Here is a 24,183-nt window from a genome sequence, read left to right as displayed (position 1 = left end):
TTGTTCGTCGTAATAGAAACCAACCAACCAAAATGACGCAGTCAGAGTTTTTAAAATTAGTAATGCCTTTTAAAGATAAGGTCTTTCGTTTAGCAAAACGATTGCTAGTCTCTAGAGAGGAAGCAGAAGATGCCACTCAGGAGGTGTTGTTAAAATTATGGCGAAACAAAGGTCAAATAGAAAATTATAAAAATGTAGAAGCATTTTCCATGACCATGACCAAAAATTTTTGTTTGGATAAATTAAAATCCAAGCAATCGCAGAATTTAAAAATAGTACATAGTAATTATCAAGACCACAATGTAGCACTACAAAAACAAATAGAATTAAATGATAGTTTACAGTGGGTAGCAAGGATTATTGAGGATTTACCAGAACAACAAAAAATGGTAGTACAATTAAGAGATATTGAGCAATATGATTTTGACGAAATAGCAAAAATGTTAGATATGAATCCTACAGCAGTGCGTGTAGCACTATCCAGAGCTAGAAAAATAATAAGAGAAAAATTAACAAGTACACATAATTATGGTGTTAAATAATATAGAAGACTTACTAGAAAAGTACGAGAATGGCCAAACCACTCTAGAAGAAGAAGCACAGTTAAAAGACTATTTTAACCAAGAGACTGTCGCTCCGCATTTAGAGTATTACAAAGCAATTTTTAGGTATTATACGGTAAACCAACAGGAGACTTTTACTAAACACGTACCACTAAACACTAAAAAGAAAATCAATTTTAAGTGGTTAAGCGTTGCAGCAGTAGCAGTGTTAATGGTTGGTATTTATCTGACCAGACCAAAAGAAGACGTTATTACAGAAGCCGATAGGATAGCTTATAATCAAGCAAAAGCTTATCTAGAGTTGGTCTCAAAAACCTTTAATAAAGGGACTGCACAAGTTAGTTATTTAGGTGAAATTAATAAAGCTGGCACACAAGTTGACTATTTAAAAGAAATGGAAAACCCAATAGGACGTATTTTAAAAATTAGAAACATAAAATAATATTAAAATTTAAAACCAAATACAATGAAAAAATATATAACAATTACAGTATTAGCCATATTATTAATGCCATTAACAGGTATGGCTCAGGATATTTTTGAAAAATATAGTGATGATGACAAAGTAAGTTATGTGTCCATCAAACCTAAAATGTTTCAGATGTTAGCAAAAATAGATATTAATACAAATGATGCTGAAGCTAAAGCTTATATGGATATGGTAAATAGTATTACCAGTTTTAAAACTATGGCAACAGGTGACAAAACTATAGCTAAGGACATCACTAAATGGGTTGCAACACGCAGCGCAGTTTTAGAAGAATTAATGGAGGTTAAGGACAATGGAGTGGTCATGAAGTTTTATGTAAAAGAAGGTAAAGACAGTGACCATGTAAGTGAGTTGTTAATGTTTATTAATGGATTAGAAGCAGCAATGAAAGATTCTGATATTGAAATTAATGGAGAAAAGCGTACTATCGAAACTGTAGTAATCTCTTTAACAGGTGATATTGATTTAAATCAAATTTCTAAATTAACTCAAAAAATGAATCTTCCAGGAGGAGAGGAGTTAAAAAAGAAAAATAAAAAATAAACCCATGAAAAAAACCTTCCAAACCGTAATAACACTTCTTGCTTTAAGTATTGTTTTAGTAAGTTGTAAAGACCAAAACTCTATACAAACCTATTTTGTAGATCATCAAGAGTTGCCAGCTTTTATGTCCTATGACGTATCTGCAGATGTAATAGATTTTTCTAAAGCTAACTTAAATCCAGACGAGCAAAAAGCATATCAATCTGTAGATAAACTAGACATTTTAGCCTATCGTATTAAAGATAATAATTTAGAAAGTTACAAAACAGAGTTGCAAAAAGCTAAAAAGGTCTTTAATAACAAAAAGTATGAAGAACTAATGGAGTTTAAAGACAAAGGTGTTAACGTTAAGGTTAGTACATTAGGTAACGCAGATACAATTGACGAGTTTTTAGTGCTTGCTAGCTCCAATGATTTTGGATTTACTATTGTACGTATTTTAGGTGACAACATGAAGCCAGAAGAGTTAATCAAGCTAAGCGATAAACTTAAAAATGCAGATGTAGATCAAGCACAACTTAAAAGCTTAACTAACTTTTTTAAATAATAATTAAATTACTATAAACAAAAAGGCTTATCCATTGGATAAGCCTTTTTTATATTATAACAATAAACCTGTTGTTTTTACTTTTTAATTTTTGTTTCAAAAAAGTCATCGTCTCCATTACTGGATTTTTTAACTAGCACAAGGTTTAAAATAACGGTTAAATAAACAATAACAACCAACCCAACGTAAATCGGATTACTTAATAAGTCTGTAATACCTCCAATAAATAAAAGTAATGCGGTTACAGCGCAAAGTATTAAAGATGTCTTGTCATTAAACATGTTATATTCCTGTATAATTACTTGGTGATATGGCTTTTAATTCTGTTTTAATAGCTTCACTCACGTCTAAGGTATCAATAAAATTTGAAATAGAGGTTTTATTAATCGCTTCATTGGTTCTAGTTAATCCTTTTAAAGCCTCATAAGGATTAGGATAGCCTTCACGTCTTAAAATAGTTTGTATAGCTTCTGCAACGACAGCCCAATTGTTTTCTAAGTCAGCTTCAAATTTAGCTTGGTTTAATAATAATTTACCTAAACCTTTAAGCGTTGATCCAAAACCAATTAAAGTATGACCAAAAGGGACACCAACATTACGTAAAACAGTACTATCAGTTAAGTCACGTTGTAATCTTGAAATAGGTAATTTTGCAGATAAATGTTCAAAAATAGCGTTAGCTATTCCTAAGTTACCTTCACTGTTTTCAAAATCTATTGGGTTAACTTTATGTGGCATAGCACTACTACCAACTTCTCCTGCTTTAATTTTTTGTTTAAAATAATCCATAGATACATAGGTCCAAATATCTCTATCTAAATCTATAATAATAGTATTAATACGTTTTAAACAATCAAATAACGCAGCCATATGGTCATAATGCTCGATTTGTGTAGTTGGAAACGAGTGGTATAAACCTAGTTTTTCCTGTACAAAGGTACCTCCAAAAGTTTTCCAATCTATATTAGGATAAGCCACTTTATGTGCATTAAAATTTCCGGTTGCACCACCAAATTTGGCAGCACTTGGGATATCATTTAATAAGTTAAATTGCTCTTCTAAACGTACAGCAAATACTTCAATTTCTTTTCCTAAACGGGTTGGAGACGCTGGCTGACCATGTGTTCTAGCTAGCATTGGTATATCTTTCCAATCTTTAGCAAGACGCTTTAATTCTTTTAAAACATTTAAGTATTCTGGTACGTAAGCCTCATTCATTGCATCCTTAATACTTAATGGGATTGCTGTGTTGTTAATGTCCTGAGACGTTAATCCAAAGTGTATAAACTCTTTAAATTCGCTTAAACCTAAAGCATCAAATTGTTCTTTTATAAAATACTCAACCGCTTTAACATCATGGTTGGTAACCTTTTCAATATCTTTTATAGCCTGAGCATTTTCAGTAGTAAACGATTTGTAAATGTCACGCAATGCTTCAAATTTACTAGAATCTACACCTTTAAGCTGAGGTAGTGGCACTTCGCATAAAGCAATAAAGTATTCAATTTCTACTAAAACACGGTATTTAATTAGTGCTTCTTCAGAGAAAAAATCTTGTAGTTTTTCAATTTTATTTCGGTAACGACCATCAATTGGAGAGATCGCATTAAGTTGATTTAAAGACATAAAAATAGTTGTTTTTTAACAAGCTATAAATATAGTTTTTTTAACGGGAAGACTAAAGGATTACGCTTTAAGAATTAATTAAAATAACAATTTTTATTTTTTAGTTTTATGTAAAATTTGCTTTGCTCTGGCTTTAAAAGCTGCACTTTGAGAAGCAAAATCACGTTCCAAAATGGTTATTAATTCTGGATGGACCCAATCATAGTCCTTACCAAACAAAAATAAAGTATTCATGCTATACGCTTTTGCAGCAACTTTAGCATCTGTAATTAACCAATCAAAACAAGCTTCAATAATTTTTTCCCGATGTCTCGGAAGTAAGGCCTCTTTTAATTTAGAAGGCGTTTTACCATAGTAGGCAATAGCAATATATTCGCAAATTTTTGCAACAGGTCTTTCTGCCGAATCTATATGCACACGACCCATGTTTTCTGTAAATGTATCTAAATAAGGGATTAAGGCATTTAGGTTTTCTTTACACATAAACTCTAAAACCCAAGCAGCTCTTGGAGATATTTTATCATCTACCTTAAAGGTAATATCTAAAATTTTAGGAATCAAACTGGTATTAGCCAATAACATTTGTGCATAATACAAACGCTTTTCACGAGAATGATTAACATAATTTAATTCTTGATATAAAGCGTCAGTCGTCAAAGATTTGTTATTTTTAAAGCCTAAAAATAACTAAAATGAAATTACTTAAAAAGATTGGACTAGTTTTATTACTGGTTTTTATAGTTGCCCAATTTTTTTCGCCTGAAAAAAACCAAGGTAATACAGAAGATTTAACCGCTTTTTTAAACGAAACTAAACCTTCTCCAGAAGTTAAAACCATTCTTGAAACTACCTGTTTTGACTGTCATAGTAGTAATACTAAATATCCATGGTATGATAAAATTACACCAATAAACTTTTGGTTGAATGAACATGTTGAAGACGGTAAAAAACATTTAGATTTTTCTAAATGGTCAGATTACTCTATAAAACGTAAAGACCATAAATTTGAAGAACTTGCAGAAGAAGTTGAAGAAAAGAAAATGCCTTTACCAAGTTATACTTGGACGCATGGAGACGCTAAATTATCCGATTCGCAAATAAAAGCAGTAGTGGATTGGGTAAATCAAGTTAGAATGGGCTATGCATTAGCACCAAAAGCAGAATAAATTTTAATATCTAAATATCCCTCAATTGGTACCTAAAGTTTTAATAATTGGATTTGTTTGGCCAGAACCTAAAAGTTCTGCAGCAGGAAGTAGAATGATGCAATTGATTGAAGTATTTCAATCAGCTAATTATGACATTACTTTTGCTAGTGCTTGTGCTAAATCGGATAATGCATTTGATTTATCAAGTATTGGTGTAACCATAAAAAACATTGTATTAAACGATGCTAGTTTTGATACATTTATAAATGACCTAAATCCATCCATAGTTGTTTTTGATAGATTTATGGTGGAGGAGCAGTTTGGTTGGCGTGTGGCAGAACAATGTCCTGATGCCTTACGTATCTTAGATACTGAAGATTTACATTGTTTACGTAAAGGACGTGAGCAAGCGTTTAAAGATCAAGCTATTTTTGATAAAAATTATTTACAAAATGATACTGCTAAACGCGAAATTGCAAGTATTTTACGTTGCGATTTATCATTTATTATATCACAAGTTGAGGTAGAGATATTAGTAAATCAATTTAAAATAGATGAGCATCTATTATATTATTTACCATTTTTATTAGATCCTGTATCGCCAGAAGCCCAAAGAAATAGTCCTAAATTTAAAGACAGAAACCATTTTATTACCATTGGTAATTTTATGCATAAACCCAATGTTGATGCAGTCATGTTTTTAAAATCTAATATTTGGCCTCTTATTAAAAAGGAATTACCTAAAGCCGAAATGCATGTGTATGGATCCTACGTATCAGAAAAAGCAATGCAATTACATAATCCAAAAGAAGGCTTTTTAATAAAAGGTTTTACGGACAATGTTAATCAGGTTATGCAAGAGGCTAAAGTCTGTTTAGCACCTTTACGTTTTGGTGCAGGACTTAAGGGTAAATTAATAGATGCGATGTTAAATGGTACACCATGTGTTACCACAACTATTGGAGCAGAAGGTATGTACGGAACCTTAAAAGATACCAATGCATTTATTGCTGACGATCCTGTTAATTTTGCTAAGCAAGCAGTGGAGTTGTACTCTAATAAAATTTATTGGAATGGGAAGCAAAAAAATGGATTTATGATTATTAATACATTGTATGATAAAGCTATTTATACCAAGGATGTTTTATATAAAATAGAATTGCTTAAAGCAGGATTAAAAGCACATAGGCAGCAACATTTTTATGGACAAATGCTAATGCATCATACCATGCAAAGTACTAAGTTTATGAGCAAATGGATTGAAGAAAAAAATAAACCTAAGAATTAAATACTAAGGACTAAAGACTAAAAATTTAAAAATTAGTAGTCAAATAATATTAAATAAAAAAGAGCTAAAATTTTAAATTTTAGCTCTTTTTTTATGTGTATTAAGTATTAGCAATTAAGCTGTAACTTCACTCTTTTTAATTTTTCTGTAAGGAAAAGAATTAAAAATACTACGTTTAGCAAAACGTGTTTGCTTGTCGCTTTGAGAAAACTTAATGTATAACGCTTTGTTTACACCAAAGTACTCATAAGTATCTCCATTTAAAAAAGTAACTTCTAATAACAAACCTTTATGCTTCCAATCCATAATAGGACTAGTAACTGTTACTGCATATTCTTCTTTGTTAGCCTCAATAGTTTCTGGAGAGATACTAACTAAAAAGTGGTATCCATCAATAACCTTACGACTCATTAATTCTGCTTCTTGCGCTTTTTCATCACCTGCTTGAAACTTATCAGGATGCCATTCTTTAACCAAATTACGGTAAGACGATTTTAACGTTTTTAAAGATAAATCTTGATCTACGTTAAATAGTTTTTTGTACTCATTAATACGCTTCATAACAGATGCTTTTTTTAAATAAGGCGCGAAAGTACTATTTTGTTTTGAATTGAGTGTTAGAAAGTTATAATAAATTAACGTATTTGTAATTTATAGTCTCTAAAACAGCTAATTAGTCTTAAAAGTTAGTTTTTGCTCTCTCTTTTTTTAATATCTCTCCTGGTAAGTATCATGGCTATAATTATAAGAAGATTAGATACGATTCCGCTAAAGGGTCCATTTTTAATATTATTAAAATCTAGATCATAAATATTAATAATTAATAATACAGTAGCAGCTAGAATAATAAAATTTGTAAAATGGAAGCGTTTCATTTTTGGGAGGTTTCTTTTTAAAATTTAATAAAAATTAAATGTCAGTAAATAACTTTTTAAAACGTTTAGGTAATTGGTCCTTTAAAGATAAGCTTTCATTAGTAAAAGGATGGGTGAATTGTAAAGAATAAGCATGCAGATATAGACCTTTTCCGTTTAATATTAAGTTTTCAAAGCCATAATCTTTGTCACCTAAAATAGGGTTGCCTATACTAAAAAGATGTTTGCGTAATTGATGCCTTCTTCCAGTAAAAGGCTCTAATTGGACTAAATTTAATTTTCCAAAACGTTTAGAATCTATCGTTTGATGTACCTTATATTTTGATTTTGAAGTTTTACCATCTACAGTAGTGGTAATACAACCTTCTTGTTGCATGGTCCCTATAGTTACTGCGTAATACGTTTTTTTTATCGCTCTGTTTTTAAACAAAGTATTTAGGGCACGTATACTGCTACTAGTTTTACCAATTAGTAAAATACCAGTGGTAGGGAAGTCTAATCTATGTACAGGCTGTGGTTTTGTTACGTCGCTAAGTGTGCTTCTAGTTATATTTTGTGTCAGTGCATTGGCTATAGTTTTAAAGCTATTACCATTAACCAAAATACCTGCTGGTTTGTGTATAGCAGCAAGATAATCATCTTCAAATAAAACCTCTAATTTAAACGTTAGACTTTTTCTTGGAGGTGCATCTTGTGTTATGGTTAAGCAAATAGTTTCGCCTCCATTAATATAAGTTGCAGATGTTGCAATGTTACCATTTACAGTTATGTATTGCTTTTTTAAAACTTTTTTTAAAGCAGATTTTGTTAATGCAGCTTCAAAAATACCAACACCATAATCTTGAAGTCTTATTGGTACATGCTGTTTAGGTACAATATGGGTTTGAGATAAATTGATATTTGTCTAAATTATAAAAGGGTTAGAATATTATCGAAGGTACTTGAAATAACAGACAAAATCAAATATTAAATAGAAGTAAATCCACACTTTTTATTACTTTCGCAACTTTAAAAAACAGACTATGATTTCTATAGATAATTTAGCAGTAGAGTTTAGCGGAACCGCCTTGTTTAGTGATGTGTCTTTTGTAATTAATCCAACAGACAAAATCGCTTTAATGGGTAAAAATGGTGCAGGTAAATCAACCATGATGAAGATTGTTGCAGGCGAACAAAAGCCTACAAGAGGTCATGTAAGAGCACCTAAAGACGCTGTTATTGCTTATTTACCGCAACATTTATTGACAGAGGATGACTGTACTGTTTTTCAAGAAGCAGCAAAAGCGTTTAAGCACGTTTATGCTATGCGTGACGAAATGGAAGCGCTTAATAAAGCTTTAGAAACTAGAACAGATTATGAAAGCGATGAGTACATGGCTATCATTGAAAAAGTATCTGATTTAGGCGAAAAATATTACGCTTTAGAGGATGTTAATTACGATGCAGAAGTGGAAAAAGCACTTAAAGGCTTAGGATTTAAACAAGAAGATTTTACGCGTTTAACTAACGAGTTTTCTGGTGGATGGCGTATGCGTATTGAGCTAGCTAAAATTTTATTACAAAAGCCAGATTTAATTTTATTAGATGAGCCAACAAACCATATTGATATAGAATCTGTTATATGGTTAGAAGACTTTTTAGTTAATAAAGCTAATGCAGTAATGGTAATATCGCATGACAGAGCTTTTATTGATAATATAACCAATCGTACTATTGAGGTAACAATGGGTCGTATTTACGACTATAAGGCTAATTATAGTCATTATTTACAGTTAAGAGAAGATAGACGTAGTCATCAAATTAAAGCCTATCAAGAGCAACAAAAATTTATTGCAGACAATATGGCTTTTATTGAGCGTTTTAAAGGGACTTACTCTAAAACAAACCAAGTCACATCACGAGAGCGTATGCTTGAAAAGCTACAAATTATAGAGATTGATGAAGTTGATAACTCAGCTTTAAAACTTAGTTTTCCGCCAGCACCAAGATCAGGAGATTATCCAGTATCTGTACAAAATTTGACAAAAAAATATGACGATGTCGTTGTGTTTAGTGACGCTAATATGTCTATTAAAAGAGGCGAAAAAGTTAGTTTTGTTGGACGTAATGGAGAAGGTAAATCTACTATGATTAAAGCTATTTTAGGGCAAATTGATTATGATGGAGCGTGTAGTCTTGGACACAACGTGCAAGTCGGTTATTTTGCACAAAACCAAGCAGCTTTGTTAGATAATGATTTAACAGTTTTTCAAACTGTAGATGAGGTTGCTAAAGGTGACGCTAGGACTGGAATTAAAAATATTTTAGGTCGTTTTATGTTTAAAGGCGATGATATTGATAAAAAAGTAGGTGTGCTATCTGGAGGAGAAAAAACAAGATTAGCAATGGTTAAGTTATTATTAGAACCTGTTAATTTATTAATACTAGATGAGCCTACAAACCACTTAGATTTAAAATCTAAAGATGTTTTAAAAGAAGCATTAAAATCCTTTGATGGTACATTAGTTTTGGTGTCTCACGACAGAGATTTTTTACAAGGTTTATCAGAAAAAGTTTTCGAATTTAAAGACCAACGTGTTATTGAGCATTTTGAAACTATTGATGCCTTTTTAGAACGAAACCGTATTAAAAGTATTGCAGATATTAATTTAATGAAATAGCTATTTTAGCTTATAGTTTTTAATAGAAAAGACTTCTTTTATAGTTAGAGCATTTAAAGGAAACTCTAAAAATACGTGCAAAAAACTTAAAAAGAATAAAGCAACTAATCCAGTTTTATAGTCATATAAGTATAATGCTACGGAAGCTATCCATATACCTAATATTAAAACCCCTTTTTTAACAGAAATAGCTTTTTGCCAACCTATTATTGATGTTTTTGAAAACCAATTTAAATAATGGTAGGTATACGCAAAACCTATAAATATTTGAATCTTTAAACCTACTTCAGATAGTGCATAAAATTTTCCGTTTTCAAATAGATTTAAAAAGCCTGCTATAGTACTATTTACTCCCATCATATTACTATCTACATAAGTGTCAATAGCACTTTGTGACAAATTATAACCTTTGGCATTTATCGGAATTTGCCAAATAATAATAGGAACGCATAATAATATAAATGCCAATATAAATCCATACTTGCTTTTAGCTTTTAAAGCTCCAAAAATTATAAATAAAAAAGTAAACAGATACACATGTATAAGCGTTGGTAAAAATAGCCCAACAAATAACAAGTATTTTGGTACATACAATGTTAAAGTGAAGGCTAATACTACAGCAATAAATAATATGAGTATTAGATGTTTAACCTTGCTAACAAATATTAATCCTACAGCAAGAAAAAAGCCTATTAACAGTAAAGCGTTTGTGTTTTGGTTTATTAATTTTAAAAGATCATTAAAGCTATTATTTAAGCCTAAATCTAAAAATTTGTAAACAGGATATATAGCCAATATTATGGCAAAAACAGTAAAAAAATACGTCCACTTTATATTTTTCTGTACAAAGTAATTACGTTCTTTTAGCCAATTAATTTCGGTTAAATAGTGCAATGGTCCTAAAATAGCATAAGAAAACAAAAACAATTCAAAAGGAATTTTTATTGCAATCAATAATGATATGGTAATAAGTCCAATATTAAGAAGGTCTATCTTCTTAGTATTCATATTTATTTAGTGGTTGGTTAATAGCGATTATTGATTAAATATATAACACCTTAACCATAATAACTAATTTGATTAAATATATTTAATCTGTTGGTTTTCAATTTGTTTGTTTTTTATAAGCCTATGGTGGATTCTATTTGTTCTACCGTTCGTTTTAAAAAATTTGGAGGCGTAAACCTATAACCAAAATAAAGGCTAGCATAACTTTTATCGTTAACCATACTTTGTGTCAGATCCTTATTAATAGCATTGGAGTCAAAATTAAAACTAGCTCCTGCACTTATCGTTTCAGAAGTATATCCAAATTGTAGTGTTAAATCTAATGCTCGCGATATAAAAGTGTCTTTATTTATAGCAGTGTTTAGTTTTTCGGTAGTAAACCTAACACCTACAGCTGGAGCAATAGACGAGGATATAAACCAATGTTCCTTGAAGGCCCAAGTATAATAGTAAGCAGGAGCAAAGGAAAGGTCAAAACTATTTTCTGCTACTTTTTGATAATCAATAATATTACTTAATCTATTAAAACCGTATTTTAAAGTTGGGACAAAACTACCAGCTGTTTCTCGTTGCCATTCATTTAGATGTGTTAAATGTTTCAACGAAAAATTATCATTTAAAACATAAGAGGTTGTACCAAGCCAACTTGTTGTTTTTAAATCAGGAAATTGAGCTAACAACTGCGCATTGTTTTCTTGATAAAAACCTTTTACTTTTCTATACTCAAAACTTTGTATCCACTGTTTAATAAAGATATTTAATTGCGAATTCAAAAATTTTGATTTAAAATCAGAAGATCTGCTGCTTGGCGAAAATCCGATTTTTAATCCTAAAAATTTATAGTTAGCACCAACTTCTAACCGATAGGTATTATTAGCATTAACAAGAATAGATTGGTTGTTGTTTTGTATTGAAAAGGATTCGTTTTGCGTGTTAATATTTGATTTTAGTAATAGATTTTCTCTAAACGAAAGTACAGCGTTTTGACTAACTACAATTGTACATAAAAACAAAATTAATACTACAAGCCAATATCTCATAATTATAAAACAGAGATAAATGTGTCAATACCCTTAGTAGCAGTTTCTGCAATGACAGTTAAGTTTTTTGAGCTAGAAATTGAAGGATCAGGATCTATAAAAAAAGTAGGTGTATTTTCTGGTACATAATGCATTAAACTGGCAGCAGGATATACTTGTAAAGAGGTACCAATGATTAGCAGCTTATCTGCAGTAGCGCAAACCTCTACAGCTTTATCTATTAAAGGGACAGCTTCTCCAAACCATACAATATGTGGTCGTAATTGATGACCATTACTGTCTAAATCACCAAGGTTTAAATCTTTTTTCCAATCTAAAATGTTAGTTTCGGTTTTAGTACTTCGCACTTTTAATAATTCGCCATGTAAATGGATAACATTTGTACTTCCAGCACGTTCATGTAAGTCGTCAATATTTTGAGTAATTATAGTAATTTTAAAATGTTTTTCTAAGTTAGCCAACTCTAAATGTGCTTTATTAGGTTTTACTTGTAATAGTTGACGTCTACGTTGGTTGTAAAACTCTAGGACTAGTGCTGGATTATTAACAAAGCCTTCTGGAGAGGCTACTTGCATAACGTCATGACCTTCCCAAAGCCCATCTGCACCTCTAAACGTTTTAATTCCGCTTTCAGCACTAATACCTGCACCTGTAAGTACTACTAGATGTTTCATTTTTTTTACTACATTTGAATTTCGATTATAAACTTAAGATTAATTCCCTTTAATATCTTAAAGCTTAGTAAAAAATTTAAGTTATTCATTTTAAAAAATTAATCCATGAAAACCCTCAAGTATCTTTTTCTTTGTATTTCTATTACATTATTTACCAATTGTTCTGATGATGATGCTTCAGAACAAATAACATCTATAGCTTCAGAAATTTTTAATATCGAAGCATTTGGTGATTCTAATATCTTTGGTACAATAGAATATTTTAAAAATTCCAACAGTACAATAACTATCGAAGTTAATTTGGTTGGAACCGAATCTAATCAGTTTTATCCTGCCAAAATCGCTTTTGACACAGCAGCAGATTACGATGGTGCAAATAGCCAAGTAGCAATAAATTTAGTTCCTATTGATGGTAATTCTGGAAAAAGCAGAACCACCTTTTCTACACTAGAAGATGGTACCACTATATCTTATGAAGCCTTATTAGACTTTGATGGAAATATTGTGATCAATCAAAGCGAAACAAGTAACGTTATTGTAACACAGTCAGATATTGGTCAAAATATATTAACAACAAATACTTTTAGTTATCCTTTAAGCGAAGTTGATGTGAGTGATATTTCTGGAACTATAACCTTTACTGAACGCGTTAATGGAGAAGCTCTTGCTGAAATATCTTTAATAGGAAGCCCTGAAGGAGGTGTACATCCAGCGCATATCCATTCAGGAAGTGTCGCAACAGCACCAGGAGCTATTGCTTTTACCTTTAATCCTGTAATTTCTAGAATTAGTAAAACTAATGTGGCACAATTAGATAACGGTACACCATTTGGGTTTGACGATGTTTTTACAGTCAATGGATACGTTAATGTGCACTTAAGCGCAACTAATTTAGGGGTTATACTAGCACAAGGTAACATAGGAGCCAATTAATTATAATATTAAACTATTTAAAAAACCTGATGCTAATACCATCAGGTTTTTTATTTTTATACCATGATAGACTTACAATTATTACAACATCTAGAAACCTATTTAACAGACCATAGATTAGCACGTTTTAAACAAGTTTTAGATCAACGTACAAAACATTTTACTGTCGCAACAGAAGATGTTTACCAATTACACAATACTAGTGCTGTCATGCGTACTTGTGATGTTTTTGGTTTACAAGAATTAAATATTGTAGAAGAAACTAATAGTAAAAGTATTGATGGTGAAATAGCGATGGGAGCGCAAAAATGGGTAGACTTAAACCGTTTTGATACTGTAACAGATTGTATTAAAAACTTAAAACAAAAAGGGTATCAAATTGTAGCAACAACACCACATACAGATGATTGTGATTTGTATGATTTTGATGTCACTAAAAAAGCGTGTTTTTTCTTTGGAAGAGAAACTGAAGGATTATCTGATGCTGTTTTAAATCAAGCAGATAGCTTTTTAAAAATACCTATGGTTGGTTTTACTGAAAGTTTAAACATATCTGTTAGTGCTGCAATTATTTTACAACATGCAACATCTAAGTTAAAAAAAACAGATATTAATTGGCAATTAACTGAAGACGAAAAGTTAGAAAAAAGACTAGATTGGTGTAAAAAAACAATTAAGAGTTATGACGACATAGTTGCGCGATTTTATAGCGACAAATCGTGATTGACTTTAATTTAGTATATAAAAAAAGCTCAAATTAAATTAATTTGAGCTTTTTTGTATTTCTTGTAAAATAGTTTAATTATAGTCTTTTTTTACGACCACGATTTAAAACCTTATATTCTTCATAACACTCACTAATAGCATCTAATATTTGTAAGTCATTAGCTGTTGTTACAAACTCTTCAGAGTAGTTACATTGGCTAACAATTTCGTCTAAATCAACTTTATTAACACCAAGTAATGCTATCAACATTTCTCTGTCAAAGCGTGTAGCTAACGTGTTACGTATATTATCATCCTCTTTCATTTTTTTTAGCTTTCTAAGCTCTTTCCCTTTATTACTAAAGGTATTGTATAAAAAGTCAAGCGGATTAAATATTGATCCTAAAACCTTAGTTACAGCACTAGGTTGCTTTTTTCCGGCTTCATAACCATTAGAAAGACCTGAAATACTATATCTATAATTTGTGTTTATATTTACTTGCTTAATGTCTACTTCTAAATAACCTGTTAATTTTAATCCAGTAACAACAACTTCTTCTAGAGCTAAAGCTAACTCTGTTAGTGTAATAGTAGATTTTTCGATTTGATCAACCCAGTCATTGGTTACTTTAACTTTAATGGATTTAAAACCTAAATAGGATAGGTGAAGGGTATCATTTGCTTGTGCACGCAATTCAAATTCACCTTTATCATTTGTAGCTGTACCTATAACTTGATTTAGATTAACAATGTTTACGTTTTCTAAGGGTTGTCTTGAAGTGGCATCAATAATTATACCTTTGACAGTAGATTCTGCTTTTACAGCAGAAGAGTCAATACTTTTTTTGATAGAAGTTACTGCTTTTGTGTTTTCTTTTTTAGTTTGAGAAAAACCAAAAGTTGTGCTTAAACCAACTAGTAAAATAAATAAGTAGTACTTCATGTATGAAATTTCAGTTATAAAAATAACAAAGAAAACGCTATAAATAGCGTCTTCTTTTATTTTTGACTAAATATTAACAAAAAGGTTTAATTTTAAGTTAACTAGTAGGTTGTATTAATCTTTACGTCTAGAGCGTGTAGGTCTAGAGTGCGAGGTTTTAAACTCTGATTTATCTCTGTTAGAACGACTAGATCTTTCAGAACTACTATCGCTACTTCTGCGTCTGTCACTTCTGTTACCAGAACTGTCATCGCTTCTTCTAGACGATCGTCTTTCTCCTCTTGGTTTATCGTCACGACGTCTTCCGCCACCACTTCCACCATCGCGACGTCTTCCGCCACCTCCACGGTTTCTATCACGACCACCACCACGACTTCCGCCTCTGTCTTCTGTAACTTCTACATTAACAAAACGTCCGTTGTCCTTGTAGTCAGTAAAGAATGCTAAGACTTTTTCTTGGTGTTCTTTTTCAGTATTAAAGAAAGAGAATGTTTCTTTAACGTCAACTTTAAATACATCATCACGACCTAAATCTAAAACTTCTTTTAAGAAATCTTTTAATTTCATCCAGTCATAACCATCTTTTTCTCCAACGTTAATAAAGTAACGTGCAGCACTTCCAGAAGATTGTGATCTTCCTTCACGACCACCATCACGTCCAGAGTCTCCAGCTGTAACGTTTAGGTTTTTAGATTTTTGATAGTAATTAAAGAAACGTGTAAACTCAACAGAAAAGAATTTTTTAATTAACTCTTCTTTAGACGTATCAGCAAACAATGTGTTGATGTCCTCTAAATACTTGTCAATTTCGTGATTAATTTCTGTGTTATGTATTTTGTTTGCTAAAGACATTAATTGTACTTCGCAAATTTCCATTCCGTTAGGAATTTCTTTTAATTCAAATTTTTGATTGATAATACGTTCGATACTTTTTAAACGACGTACTTCACTTTTAGAAACAATTACCATTGATACACCAGTTTTACCTGCACGACCTGTACGACCAGAACGGTGTGTGTAAGTTTCTATTTCGTCACTTAATTGGTAGTTAATTACGTGTGTAATATCATCTACATCAATACCACGTGCAGCAACGTCTGTTGCAACAAGCATTTGGATTTGACGAGATCTAAATTGTTTCATGACAATGTCACGTTGGTTTTGTGATAAATCACCATGTAATGCTCCTGCACTATAACCATCTTCGATTAAGTTTTCTGCTACTTTTTGAGTATCACGTTTTGTTCTACAAAATATAACTGAAAAAATATCTGGATTTGCATCTGCTAAACGTTTTAAAGCTTGGTAGCGATCACGTGCATTTACTAAATAGTATTCGTGCGATACGTTATCTGTACTTTGATTTTTATGACCAACAGTAATTTCTTGTGGGCTGTTCATAAAATCTCTTGCAATACTAGCGACTTCTTTTGGCATAGTTGCAGAGAATAACCATGTGTTTTTGTCTTCAGGAGTACCAGCTAAAATATCTGTAATATCTTCTTTAAAACCCATGTTTAGCATCTCATCTGCTTCATCTAAAACAGAATATTGAATTTTAGTAATATCTACTAAACGACGGTTGATCATATCTTTCATACGACCAGGAGTTGCTACAATAATTTGTGCACCTCTTTTTACTTCTCTTGCTTGATCAGTAATGCTTGATCCTCCATAAATAGCAACAACGTTTAACCCTTTAAGGTGTTTTCCGTAGGCTTTCATCTCGTTAGCAATTTGTAAACATAGCTCACGCGTTGGAGATAATATTAAACCTTGTGTAGTACGACTGTCTACATCAATTTTTTGTAACATTGGAAAACCAAATGCTGCAGTTTTACCAGTTCCAGTTTGCGCTAACGCTACTAAATCTGTTTCTTCGTTTAATAAAATTGGGATTGCTTTTTCTTGTACTTCAGATGGTGTTTCAAAACCTAAATCTGCAATACCTTTTAATAGATCTTCGTTTAGACCTAAATCTTGGAATGTGCTCATTCTTTTATAGTATGTATTTCAATGTCAATCTGTTTGGTGTTACAAATAGAAGCGCATTGAATATACTTAACCTAAACTTCTAATAACACATCCTCTCTCTGAGGAATAAAATAACCCTCTTGGGTTTTTCAAGGTGCAAAGGTACGTTTTTATTTCTGATATTCAATTTTTATTATTTTATCCTCTGTAAGTGCTGTAAATAAAAGGCGTTAGTGTTTTTGTGACTATGATGAATACATTACAAACAGTCATGAAATTAACCTTGAAAAGATAATTATTGGCTTAATTGAATTCAATTTGTTAAATCCTGTAACCTGTTTAAAGATTATTAAGAAAATTGACTAATAATTGTACTGCTTTACCACGATGTCCAATGCTGTTTTTTTCTGTTAAATCCATTTCGGCAAAAGTGTATGTGTATCCATTTGGTTTAAAAATGGGATCGTAACCAAAGCCTTTTTCTCCATGCTTAACTGTAGTTATTTCGCCTTTACAAATACCTGTAAACGTGTCTAGTTTGTTATTTATGTGTAACGCTATGACTGTTTTAAATTGTGCGTTTCTGTTATTTTTATCTTTAAGATTGGTTAATAATAAATCCATATTATCACTGTCGTTGCGTTGTGGTCCAGCGTATCTGGCACTAAAAACACCAGGTTGTCCATTTAAAGCATCTACTTCTAATCCTGTGTCATCTGCAAAGCAATCATAACCATAGTTTTGTTTGATATATTCTGCCTTTTGTATAGCATTACCCTTGATATCTGGTTGGGTTTCTGGTACATCCTCAAAGCATCCAATATCTTTTAGGGTAAGTAGTTTTATGTGTGCAGGAATTAAAGCTTGGACTTCTTTAACTTTATTTAGATTATTAGTAGCAAAAACAAGTTGCATGTATATAATTTTTGATTATTAATTTAAATTGATTTACCTATGATGGTATGGTTCGTTCCTTAAAATGGTAAAGCCACGATATAATTGCTCGATAACAAATAGACGTACCATTTGATGAGAAAATGTCATTTTAGATAGCGATATTTTTCCTTGTGCTTTGGCATAAACTTCTGGGCTAAATCCATAAGGCCCACCAATTACGAATACTATTTGTTTTGCTCCAGAATTCATATGTTTTTGTAAATAATCTGCAAAACCAACGCTGTCAAATTGTTTGCCATTTTCGTCTAGTAATATTAAAATATCCGTAGGTTTAAGTTTGCTTAAAATTAGTTCGCCTTCTTTCTGTTTTTGTTGGTCTTCGCTAAGGTTTTTTACTTTTTTTAAGTCTGGTATAATTTCTAAATCAAAACCTATATAAAAGCCTAATCGTTTTGTATAATCATCAATTAACTGTTGTAGTTGTTTATTGTCTGTTTTGCCTATAGCAAGCAGTTTGATAGTCATATGTTAATTTTAGAATTAGTTTGATGTGTTACTAAAAGCAGTGTTTGCTGTTATGGTAAAATTCATATTTACTAAATATACCTTTTCCTTCGGTAAAATTTTTAGTGTTAGACGCTTCAAGGTCGGCTTTAAATTTTGTCCAATCGTCTGTTTTAAGTAGTTTTTCAAATTTACTATTTGTTAGATGTCCACCACTTAAAAAGTATTCGCCATCAGATTTAATTATTAGTAGGTTATAATTATTCTGAACGTCAAAAAACTTGTTTTTAAAAGCGCCTTGATCTTTAATCCATTCAAAATCCACATAAGTACTTAAAGCGTTTTCTTCAGTTTTGTACATATGAACAAAATCTAATGGATAGCGTTTTTCGTATTTTTCAATACATTTTTCTCTTCTTTTTTGCCAATCTGCTCTTTCTTCTTTAAATATGTCTTCATTAAACGGATGACTTTTTACTTGTTTTACATACACTTTGCCTGAGCTTCTATAAAAAGACTCTGTTATTTTGTGTTTAGCATGAATTTTTTCTGCTCTTTCAAATCCAAAAAGTGAATCATAATATTTTACAACAATGTATTTATTATCCTTAGTATTGTTGGATTGAGATTGTATTAAGGTCTTAATTTGATCGTATTCATCAACCTTTAATTTGCCAAAACGATACATTGGAGAAAGCTTATTTACAGTCAAACTATCTGTTTTGTATTGTAAACATTTTTTTGTAATCCCTTTACATTTTTTATAATAGCTAATAGAATCCATTTTAGTAAAATCTTCATCTATGTAAACTGAGTTTTGACTATGCATAGCAGTGCAAAAAAGAAAAATTAGTATCAGTAAAAAAGTAGAACGATTAAACATAGGCGTATTATTTAGGTTTGAGGCTTACTAACTTAGTTTTGTAAGTGATTAAAAGTCAATAGTGATAGATTTATTTTCAAAAATAATGTTTCTTAAATAATTATTCAACAAGCATTTGTTATTTTTACATCAAATAAGAAACACATGATAAGTCAAGCCCAATTTGATAAAGAAATAGATTTAATCATTACCAACGCGATTAGAGAAGATGTTGGCGATGGTGATCATAGCTCATTATCTTGTATTCCTGCTACTGCAGAAGGTAAAGCAAAATTGTTAGTTAAAGACGATGGTATTATTGCTGGTGTCCAGTTTGCTAAACAAGTATTTAAATATGTAGATCCAAACCTAGTTGTAGAGACTTTGATTGAGGATGGAAGCACAGTGAAATATGGTGATATTGTATTTTATGTTACAGGTGCATCACAATCTATATTAAAGGCAGAACGTTTAGTATTAAATGCTATGCAACGTATGAGTGCTATTGCAACAAAAACAAGACAATTTGTAGATTTGTTAGAAGGCACAGGTACTAAAGTTTTAGACACACGTAAAACTACTCCAGGTATTAGAGCTATTGAAAAATGGGCTGTAAAAATTGGAGGAGGAGAAAACCATAGATTTGCACTTTATGACATGATTATGTTAAAGGATAATCATATAGATTTTGCAGGAGGCATTACAAAAGCAATTGATAAAACAAAGCAATATTTAAAAGAAACCAATCGTGATTTAAAGATAATTGTAGAAGCTAGAGATTTAGACGAAATTAAAGAGATTTTAAAATCGGATGGTGTTTACAGAATCTTGATAGACAATTTTAATTACGAAGACACTAAAACAGCAGTTAAATTAATTGGTGATCAATGTTTAACAGAAAGTTCTGGTGGTATTAATGAAAAAACGATTAGAGAATATGCCTTATGTGGCGTAGATTTTATCTCTTCTGGTGCATTAACGCACTCAGTTTATAACATGGATTTAAGCTTAAAAGCAGTTGATTAATACATCCTGTAACAGTACAATAATTTTATCTAAATAATGTCTCAAGCAATAGAAGAAAAGCTTAGTAAAATCCCTGTGGTTAACCTTTTGGTTAAGCTATTAGGTAGGTTTAAATTGCCTGGACTAGAGGGTTTGTCATTATACGATTTAATAGAGTTGTACATAATTGGTATCGCTAGAGGAGCCTTAACAGCACGAGCAAGTGCAATTGCTTATAGCTTTTTTATGGCGTTATTTCCGTTTTTGTTATTTGTAATTATTGTTATTCCTTATATTCCAATAGAAGATTTTCAAACAGATTTTTTGGTGTTTTTAGAGTCTATTTTACCGCCAACCACATCAGATTTTTTCTCGGATAATATATTTAACAATATTGGCGGAAATCAAAATGGAGGATTATTATCATCCGTATTTTTATTATCCATTTTTTTAATGGCTAATGGTATTAATGCTTTATTTTCTGGGTTTGAAAACTCGTATCACGATCAATTAACACGCAATGTGTTTAAACAGTATTTTTACGCATTAGGCATTGCGTTAATTTTGTCATTTTTACTAATTATAACCGTTGCTGTTTTAGGTTATTTTAATATCTATGTAATAGATAATTTAACCAATCATGGTTATATTGCCAAAAGGCAAGTTAGTATATGGAGTACTTTGGCACAATACGGATTTTTTGTCGTCATGGTATACATAGCAACAGCAGTGTTGTACTATTTTGGTACAGCAGAAGGGAAGTCCTCTAAATTTTTCTCGATTGGTGCATTATTTACCACCATTTTAATTTTAGTAACCTCCTTTTTATTTGGTGTTTATATTGAAAATTTTGCTCAGTATAATGAGTTATATGGATCAATTGGAGCACTATTAATTTTATTATTTTATTTATGGCTTAATGCCAATATTTTATTATTGGGTTTTGAGTTAAACATGTCTTTAAAACAACTACGTAAAAGTTTTTAATTATGAAAAAGAGTATCATTATTGTAATAGTATTAATCTTTGGTTTTTCAGTAAACGCACAAGATATTTTAGGAAAATGGAAAACCATTGATGACGAAACTGGAGAGGCTAAGTCTATTGTTCAGATATACAAAAAAGACGGAAAGGTCTTTGGTAAAATTATCGAGATTTTTAATAAAGAACGACGTGACTTACCTTGCGTAAAGTGTAAAGGTGACGATTATAATAAGCCAATTTTAGGTTTAGATATTATTAAAAGTATGACCAAAGATGGTAAATACTTTAAAAACGGAACTATCGTAGATCCGCAAAATGGTAAAGAGTACGATTTAAGACTAATCGTAACAGATGAAGGAAAACTTCAGGTTAGAGGCTATATTGGTTTTTTCTACTCGACACAATATTGGGAAAGAATACAATAATATATTAATTAAACACAACAGCCTAACCATTGCATTTTATAGATGTCATACTGCCAATACCATTAGAAAAACGTTTTACATATAGTATTACGCAAGCAGAAAGCGAGTTTTTAACTATTGGTATGCGTGTGTCTATCCCTTTTGGGAAAACAAAAATTTACACAGGTATTGTAGCTTCAATACATCAAACAGCACCTGTTATATATGAGGCTAAAGAGATTCATCAAATTTTAGATGAACAACCCATTGTAACCCAAACACAATTACAATTGTGGCAATGGATTGCTAAATATTACATGTCTACAGAAGGCGAAGTAATGCGTGCAGCTTTACCAAATGCTTTTTTGCTTGAAAGCGAAACTATAATAAGTAAAAACAATGCTTTAGATTTAAATGAGAACGATTTAAAAGACGACGAGTATTTGATTTACGAAGCATTGCAGCATCAATCGTCGCTTAAAATTCAGGATATTTCTAATATTTTGGATAAAAAAAATGTGCTTCCTGTTGTTAAGCGATTAGTAGAAAAAGAAGCTATTATTTTAAATGAAGAAATCTACGATAAGTACAAACCAAAATATGTTAGGTATGTTAAGCTAACAGAAGCATACAGCTCTCAAGACGCTTTAAATCAATTGTTAGAAACATTAAGTAATCGAGCCAAAAAGCAACGTGACGTTGTGCTTACATTATTTTCTATTTCGGCAAAGACCAAAAAACCTGTTAAAGTAACAGATTTGATTACAGAAAGTCAAGCGTCATCTGCAACCGTAAAGGCTTTGATAGATAAAAATATTCTGGAGGATTATCATATCCAAACAGATCGCGTCGTTTATGATGGTGAAGATACTGAGGATTCAAAAGCATTAAATCAGTATCAAACTGAAGCATTACAAGAAATTCAGACCAGTTTTCAAACTCAAAACGTTGTGTTATTGCATGGTATAACATCTTCCGGTAAAACAGAAGTATATGTAAAACTAATAGAAGCTGTTATAAGTAAAGGACAACAGGTGTTGTATTTATTGCCAGAAATAGCATTAACAACACAATTAGTAACACGACTTCAAAATTACTTTGGAGAGCAAGTTGCAGTGTTTCACAGCAAGTATTCTGCTCATGAGCGTGTCGAGGTTTATAACCAAGTGCTAAATAATTCCGCGAAAGCGAAAATAATTTTAGGAGCACGATCGTCCATTTTTTTACCATTTAACGATTTGGGTTTAATTATCGTCGATGAGGAGCATGAGTCTTCCTTTAAGCAGTTTGATCCAGCACCACGTTATCATGCCAGAGATGTTGCTGTAGTTTTAGCTTCAATATTTAAAGCAAAAACACTACTAGGAAGTGCAACTCCAAGTATTGAAAGCTATCACAATGCACAAGAAAAAAAATACGGTTTAGTCGAAATAAATCGACGATACAATAATGTGCAATTGCCTGATATCGAGCTTGTAGATATTAAAGATAAGCAGAAACGGAAAAAAATGAAAGGTCATTTTTCTGATAGATTAATAGAAGAAATGACTGAAGCTATTGCAGATGGACATCAGATTATATTGTTTCAAAATAGAAGAGGATATTCTCCAATTGTAGAGTGTAATACGTGTGGACATTCGCCACAATGCCCTAACTGTGATGTTAGTTTAACGTATCATCAATACCGCAAACAATTACGTTGCCATTATTGTGGTTATAATAGTGCTATGCAGCTAAAATGTATGGCGTGTGGTACGCCAGGTTTAGATACTAAAGGTTTTGGTACAGAGCAAATAGAAACCGAAGTCAAATTGCTGTTTCCAGATCTTAAAGTAGGTCGTATGGATTTGGATACTACAAGAGGTAAGTTTGGTTACGAAAAAATTATTACAGCGTTTGAGCAGCAAGAAATTGACGTTTTAGTTGGTACACAAATGTTAACTAAAGGACTTGATTTTAGAAACGTAAAGTTGGTAGGAATTATGAATGCTGACAATATGTTAAACTTTCCGGATTTTAGAGCGCATGAAAGGAGTTTTCAGTTAATGTTACAAGTTTCTGGTAGAGCAGGACGCACCCAAAAACAAGGAAAAGTATTAATCCAGACGTATAATCCTTACCATAAAATTTTGCAACAAGTATCTACTAATGATTATATTGGAATGTATAAGGAGCAACTGGAAGAACGTTATAACTATAAATATCCACCATTTTACAGATTAATTAAAATTACGATTAAGCATAGGGATTATAATAAGGTAGATTTGTCAGGAGATTGGCTAGCAAAAGCATTAACACAATTGTTTAAGCATAATGTTTTAGGACCAGAGTTTCCGCCAATATCAAGAATAAGAAACCAATACCATAAAAACATTTTAATAAAGATTCCGCAAGGTCAACCCTTAGGTAAAACTAAAGAAGCTATCAAAAAAGTACATACTAGTTTTGAGGCTATTGGTAATTTTAAAGGTGTTAGAGTTGTTATTAACGTCGATAATTATTAAGTTTAA

Annotated in this window: 26 protein-coding genes; 13 read left to right on the top strand and 13 right to left on the bottom strand. The window is 31.3% G+C overall.

The window, feature by feature from the left end; translation table 11 throughout:
* Nucleotides 1-32 precede the first annotated feature (32 nt).
* From AC0L3M_RS06595 to AC0L3M_RS06580, 4 genes are read left to right on the top strand one after another with little or no spacing between them, the layout of a single operon-like run.
* Nucleotides 33-542: an RNA polymerase sigma factor gene (locus AC0L3M_RS06595; RefSeq protein WP_473432281.1), complete on the top strand. Its 510-nt coding sequence runs from the start codon at nt 33-35 to the stop codon at nt 540-542.
* A complete protein-coding gene (locus AC0L3M_RS06590) occupies nt 529-1,005 on the top strand; it encodes a hypothetical protein (RefSeq protein WP_473432280.1) in 477 nt (158 codons plus the stop codon). The genes AC0L3M_RS06595 and AC0L3M_RS06590 overlap by 14 nt, the downstream gene beginning before the upstream one ends.
* 24 nt (nt 1,006-1,029) lie before the next feature.
* Nucleotides 1,030-1,596: a DUF4252 domain-containing protein gene (locus tag AC0L3M_RS06585; protein WP_473432279.1), complete on the top strand. Its 567-nt coding sequence runs from the start codon at nt 1,030-1,032 to the stop codon at nt 1,594-1,596.
* 4 nt (nt 1,597-1,600) lie between these two features.
* Complete coding sequence (locus AC0L3M_RS06580; RefSeq protein ID WP_473432278.1) at nt 1,601-2,143, top strand: DUF4252 domain-containing protein; 543 nt, start codon at nt 1,601-1,603, stop codon at nt 2,141-2,143.
* 77 nt (nt 2,144-2,220) lie between these two features.
* Here the strand turns inward: AC0L3M_RS06580 and AC0L3M_RS06575 are convergent, their stop codons facing one another.
* The 3 genes from AC0L3M_RS06575 to AC0L3M_RS06565 all read right to left on the bottom strand — a co-directional run bounded on the left by AC0L3M_RS06575 (nt 2,221) and on the right by AC0L3M_RS06565 (nt 4,426).
* Nucleotides 2,221-2,424, bottom strand: coding sequence for a hypothetical protein (locus tag AC0L3M_RS06575; RefSeq protein WP_473432277.1), 204 nt, complete (start codon nt 2,422-2,424; stop codon nt 2,221-2,223).
* 1 nt (nt 2,425) lies between these two features.
* Nucleotides 2,426-3,769 carry an adenylosuccinate lyase gene (purB, locus tag AC0L3M_RS06570; protein ID WP_473432276.1) on the bottom strand — a complete coding sequence of 448 codons (1,344 nt, stop codon included), beginning with the start codon at nt 3,767-3,769 and terminating at the stop codon, nt 2,426-2,428.
* Between the two features lie 93 nt (nt 3,770-3,862).
* A complete protein-coding gene (locus AC0L3M_RS06565; RefSeq protein WP_473432275.1) occupies nt 3,863-4,426 on the bottom strand; it encodes an adenylosuccinate lyase in 564 nt (187 codons plus the stop codon).
* 35 nt (nt 4,427-4,461) lie between these two features.
* Here AC0L3M_RS06565 and AC0L3M_RS06560 point away from each other — a divergent pair, with 35 nt between their 5' ends.
* Both AC0L3M_RS06560 and AC0L3M_RS06555 read left to right on the top strand, forming a co-directional pair.
* Nucleotides 4,462-4,935, top strand: coding sequence for a heme-binding domain-containing protein (locus AC0L3M_RS06560; RefSeq protein ID WP_473432274.1), 474 nt, complete (start codon nt 4,462-4,464; stop codon nt 4,933-4,935).
* 25 nt (nt 4,936-4,960) lie between these two features.
* Nucleotides 4,961-6,205 carry a glycosyltransferase gene (locus AC0L3M_RS06555; RefSeq protein ID WP_473432273.1) on the top strand — a complete coding sequence of 415 codons (1,245 nt, stop codon included), beginning with the start codon at nt 4,961-4,963 and terminating at the stop codon, nt 6,203-6,205.
* A 114-nt stretch (nt 6,206-6,319) separates the two neighbouring features.
* On the opposite strand, the gene AC0L3M_RS06550 is transcribed toward AC0L3M_RS06555, so the two are convergent.
* Both AC0L3M_RS06550 and AC0L3M_RS06545 read right to left on the bottom strand, forming a co-directional pair.
* Nucleotides 6,320-6,766, bottom strand: coding sequence for a KTSC domain-containing protein (locus AC0L3M_RS06550; RefSeq protein WP_145002118.1), 447 nt, complete (start codon nt 6,764-6,766; stop codon nt 6,320-6,322).
* A 348-nt stretch (nt 6,767-7,114) separates the two neighbouring features.
* Nucleotides 7,115-7,681: an RluA family pseudouridine synthase gene (locus AC0L3M_RS06545; protein WP_473432272.1), complete on the bottom strand. Its 567-nt coding sequence runs from the start codon at nt 7,679-7,681 to the stop codon at nt 7,115-7,117.
* 421 nt (nt 7,682-8,102) lie between these two features.
* On the opposite strand from AC0L3M_RS06545, the gene AC0L3M_RS06540 reads away from it, so the two are divergent.
* Entirely contained in the window at nt 8,103-9,740 is a 1,638-nt protein-coding gene (locus AC0L3M_RS06540) for an ABC-F family ATP-binding cassette domain-containing protein (protein ID WP_473432271.1), read from the top strand.
* Here AC0L3M_RS06540 and AC0L3M_RS06535 read toward each other — a convergent pair whose 3' ends face one another.
* The 3 genes from AC0L3M_RS06535 to AC0L3M_RS06525 all read right to left on the bottom strand — a co-directional run bounded on the left by AC0L3M_RS06535 (nt 9,741) and on the right by AC0L3M_RS06525 (nt 12,462).
* Nucleotides 9,741-10,748 carry a hypothetical protein gene (locus AC0L3M_RS06535; protein WP_473432270.1) on the bottom strand — a complete coding sequence of 336 codons (1,008 nt, stop codon included), beginning with the start codon at nt 10,746-10,748 and terminating at the stop codon, nt 9,741-9,743. It lies immediately after the preceding gene.
* A 113-nt stretch (nt 10,749-10,861) separates the two neighbouring features.
* Nucleotides 10,862-11,788, bottom strand: coding sequence for a DUF4421 family protein (locus tag AC0L3M_RS06530; protein WP_473432269.1), 927 nt, complete (start codon nt 11,786-11,788; stop codon nt 10,862-10,864).
* A gap of 2 nt (nt 11,789-11,790) precedes the next feature.
* The gene (locus AC0L3M_RS06525; RefSeq protein ID WP_473432268.1) at nt 11,791-12,462 is read right to left on the bottom strand and encodes an SIR2 family NAD-dependent protein deacylase; all 672 of its coding nucleotides are present in this window, start codon (nt 12,460-12,462) and stop codon (nt 11,791-11,793) included.
* Between the two features lie 105 nt (nt 12,463-12,567).
* Between AC0L3M_RS06525 and AC0L3M_RS06520 the strand changes: the two genes are divergently transcribed.
* Together AC0L3M_RS06520 and AC0L3M_RS06515 are read left to right on the top strand one after the other, a co-directional pair.
* Nucleotides 12,568-13,395, top strand: coding sequence for a CHRD domain-containing protein (locus AC0L3M_RS06520; protein ID WP_473432267.1), 828 nt, complete (start codon nt 12,568-12,570; stop codon nt 13,393-13,395).
* A gap of 63 nt (nt 13,396-13,458) precedes the next feature.
* Complete coding sequence (locus AC0L3M_RS06515; RefSeq protein WP_292946636.1) at nt 13,459-14,118, top strand: TrmH family RNA methyltransferase; 660 nt, start codon at nt 13,459-13,461, stop codon at nt 14,116-14,118.
* A 79-nt stretch (nt 14,119-14,197) separates the two neighbouring features.
* On the opposite strand, the gene AC0L3M_RS06510 is transcribed toward AC0L3M_RS06515, so the two are convergent.
* The 5 genes from AC0L3M_RS06510 to AC0L3M_RS06490 form a co-directional block, all read right to left on the bottom strand.
* Entirely contained in the window at nt 14,198-15,043 is an 846-nt protein-coding gene (locus AC0L3M_RS06510; RefSeq protein WP_473432266.1) for a carboxypeptidase-like regulatory domain-containing protein, read from the bottom strand.
* Nucleotides 15,044-15,157: 114 nt separating this feature from the next.
* Entirely contained in the window at nt 15,158-17,038 is a 1,881-nt protein-coding gene (locus AC0L3M_RS06505) for a DEAD/DEAH box helicase (RefSeq protein ID WP_473432265.1), read from the bottom strand.
* A 318-nt stretch (nt 17,039-17,356) separates the two neighbouring features.
* Nucleotides 17,357-17,932, bottom strand: a complete 576-nt coding sequence (locus AC0L3M_RS06500; protein ID WP_473432264.1) for a non-canonical purine NTP diphosphatase — start codon at nt 17,930-17,932, stop codon at nt 17,357-17,359.
* A gap of 33 nt (nt 17,933-17,965) precedes the next feature.
* The gene (rlmH, locus tag AC0L3M_RS06495) at nt 17,966-18,439 is read right to left on the bottom strand and encodes a 23S rRNA (pseudouridine(1915)-N(3))-methyltransferase RlmH (protein WP_145002106.1); all 474 of its coding nucleotides are present in this window, start codon (nt 18,437-18,439) and stop codon (nt 17,966-17,968) included.
* A 31-nt stretch (nt 18,440-18,470) separates the two neighbouring features.
* On the bottom strand, nt 18,471-19,247 hold the full coding sequence (locus AC0L3M_RS06490; protein WP_473432263.1) for a hypothetical protein: 777 nt from the start codon (nt 19,245-19,247) through the stop codon (nt 18,471-18,473).
* Nucleotides 19,248-19,445: 198 nt separating this feature from the next.
* On the opposite strand from AC0L3M_RS06490, the gene nadC reads away from it, so the two are divergent.
* Genes nadC through priA form a run of 4 tightly spaced genes read left to right on the top strand, consistent with a single transcriptional unit; the run spans nt 19,446 to nt 24,177 of the window.
* On the top strand, nt 19,446-20,306 hold the full coding sequence (gene nadC / locus AC0L3M_RS06485) for a carboxylating nicotinate-nucleotide diphosphorylase (protein WP_473432262.1): 861 nt from the start codon (nt 19,446-19,448) through the stop codon (nt 20,304-20,306).
* Nucleotides 20,307-20,342: 36 nt separating this feature from the next.
* Nucleotides 20,343-21,272: a YihY/virulence factor BrkB family protein gene (locus AC0L3M_RS06480; protein ID WP_145002103.1), complete on the top strand. Its 930-nt coding sequence runs from the start codon at nt 20,343-20,345 to the stop codon at nt 21,270-21,272.
* Nucleotides 21,273-21,274: 2 nt separating this feature from the next.
* Nucleotides 21,275-21,694 (top strand): DUF2147 domain-containing protein, encoded by a 420-nt coding sequence (locus tag AC0L3M_RS06475; protein ID WP_145002102.1) that lies wholly within the window; start codon nt 21,275-21,277, stop codon nt 21,692-21,694.
* Nucleotides 21,695-21,723: 29 nt separating this feature from the next.
* Nucleotides 21,724-24,177, top strand: a complete 2,454-nt coding sequence (gene priA, locus AC0L3M_RS06470; protein ID WP_473432261.1) for a replication restart helicase PriA — start codon at nt 21,724-21,726, stop codon at nt 24,175-24,177.
* Nucleotides 24,178-24,183: the final 6 nt, after the last annotated feature.

This window comes from Olleya sp. KJ81-1 (genome assembly GCF_055808135.1).
Note: the sequence above shows the minus strand (reverse complement) of the source record. Positions and strands in the feature narration are given on the sequence as shown.

Excerpts from the sequence above, each read along its gene's own strand:
- AC0L3M_RS06595 (WP_473432281.1), top strand. The coding sequence starts at position 33 with ATGACGCAGTCAGAGTTTTTAAAATTAGTAATGCCTTTTAAAGATAAG.
- AC0L3M_RS06590 (WP_473432280.1), top strand. The coding sequence starts at position 529 with ATGGTGTTAAATAATATAGAAGACTTACTAGAAAAGTACGAGAATGGC.
- AC0L3M_RS06585 (WP_473432279.1), top strand. The coding sequence starts at position 1,030 with ATGAAAAAATATATAACAATTACAGTATTAGCCATATTATTAATGCCA.
- AC0L3M_RS06580 (WP_473432278.1), top strand. The coding sequence starts at position 1,601 with ATGAAAAAAACCTTCCAAACCGTAATAACACTTCTTGCTTTAAGTATT.
- AC0L3M_RS06575 (WP_473432277.1), bottom strand. The coding sequence starts at position 2,424 with ATGTTTAATGACAAGACATCTTTAATACTTTGCGCTGTAACCGCATTA.
- purB (WP_473432276.1), bottom strand. The coding sequence starts at position 3,769 with ATGTCTTTAAATCAACTTAATGCGATCTCTCCAATTGATGGTCGTTAC.
- AC0L3M_RS06560 (WP_473432274.1), top strand. The coding sequence starts at position 4,462 with ATGAAATTACTTAAAAAGATTGGACTAGTTTTATTACTGGTTTTTATA.
- AC0L3M_RS06550 (WP_145002118.1), bottom strand. The coding sequence starts at position 6,766 with ATGAAGCGTATTAATGAGTACAAAAAACTATTTAACGTAGATCAAGAT.
- AC0L3M_RS06540 (WP_473432271.1), top strand. The coding sequence starts at position 8,103 with ATGATTTCTATAGATAATTTAGCAGTAGAGTTTAGCGGAACCGCCTTG.
- AC0L3M_RS06535 (WP_473432270.1), bottom strand. The coding sequence starts at position 10,748 with ATGAATACTAAGAAGATAGACCTTCTTAATATTGGACTTATTACCATA.
- AC0L3M_RS06530 (WP_473432269.1), bottom strand. The coding sequence starts at position 11,788 with ATGAGATATTGGCTTGTAGTATTAATTTTGTTTTTATGTACAATTGTA.
- AC0L3M_RS06525 (WP_473432268.1), bottom strand. The coding sequence starts at position 12,462 with ATGAAACATCTAGTAGTACTTACAGGTGCAGGTATTAGTGCTGAAAGC.
- AC0L3M_RS06520 (WP_473432267.1), top strand. The coding sequence starts at position 12,568 with ATGAAAACCCTCAAGTATCTTTTTCTTTGTATTTCTATTACATTATTT.
- AC0L3M_RS06515 (WP_292946636.1), top strand. The coding sequence starts at position 13,459 with ATGATAGACTTACAATTATTACAACATCTAGAAACCTATTTAACAGAC.
- AC0L3M_RS06510 (WP_473432266.1), bottom strand. The coding sequence starts at position 15,043 with ATGAAGTACTACTTATTTATTTTACTAGTTGGTTTAAGCACAACTTTT.
- AC0L3M_RS06505 (WP_473432265.1), bottom strand. The coding sequence starts at position 17,038 with ATGAGCACATTCCAAGATTTAGGTCTAAACGAAGATCTATTAAAAGGT.
- AC0L3M_RS06500 (WP_473432264.1), bottom strand. The coding sequence starts at position 17,932 with ATGCAACTTGTTTTTGCTACTAATAATCTAAATAAAGTTAAAGAAGTC.
- rlmH (WP_145002106.1), bottom strand. The coding sequence starts at position 18,439 with ATGACTATCAAACTGCTTGCTATAGGCAAAACAGACAATAAACAACTA.
- AC0L3M_RS06490 (WP_473432263.1), bottom strand. The coding sequence starts at position 19,247 with ATGCATAGTCAAAACTCAGTTTACATAGATGAAGATTTTACTAAAATG.
- nadC (WP_473432262.1), top strand. The coding sequence starts at position 19,446 with ATGATAAGTCAAGCCCAATTTGATAAAGAAATAGATTTAATCATTACC.
- AC0L3M_RS06480 (WP_145002103.1), top strand. The coding sequence starts at position 20,343 with ATGTCTCAAGCAATAGAAGAAAAGCTTAGTAAAATCCCTGTGGTTAAC.
- AC0L3M_RS06475 (WP_145002102.1), top strand. The coding sequence starts at position 21,275 with ATGAAAAAGAGTATCATTATTGTAATAGTATTAATCTTTGGTTTTTCA.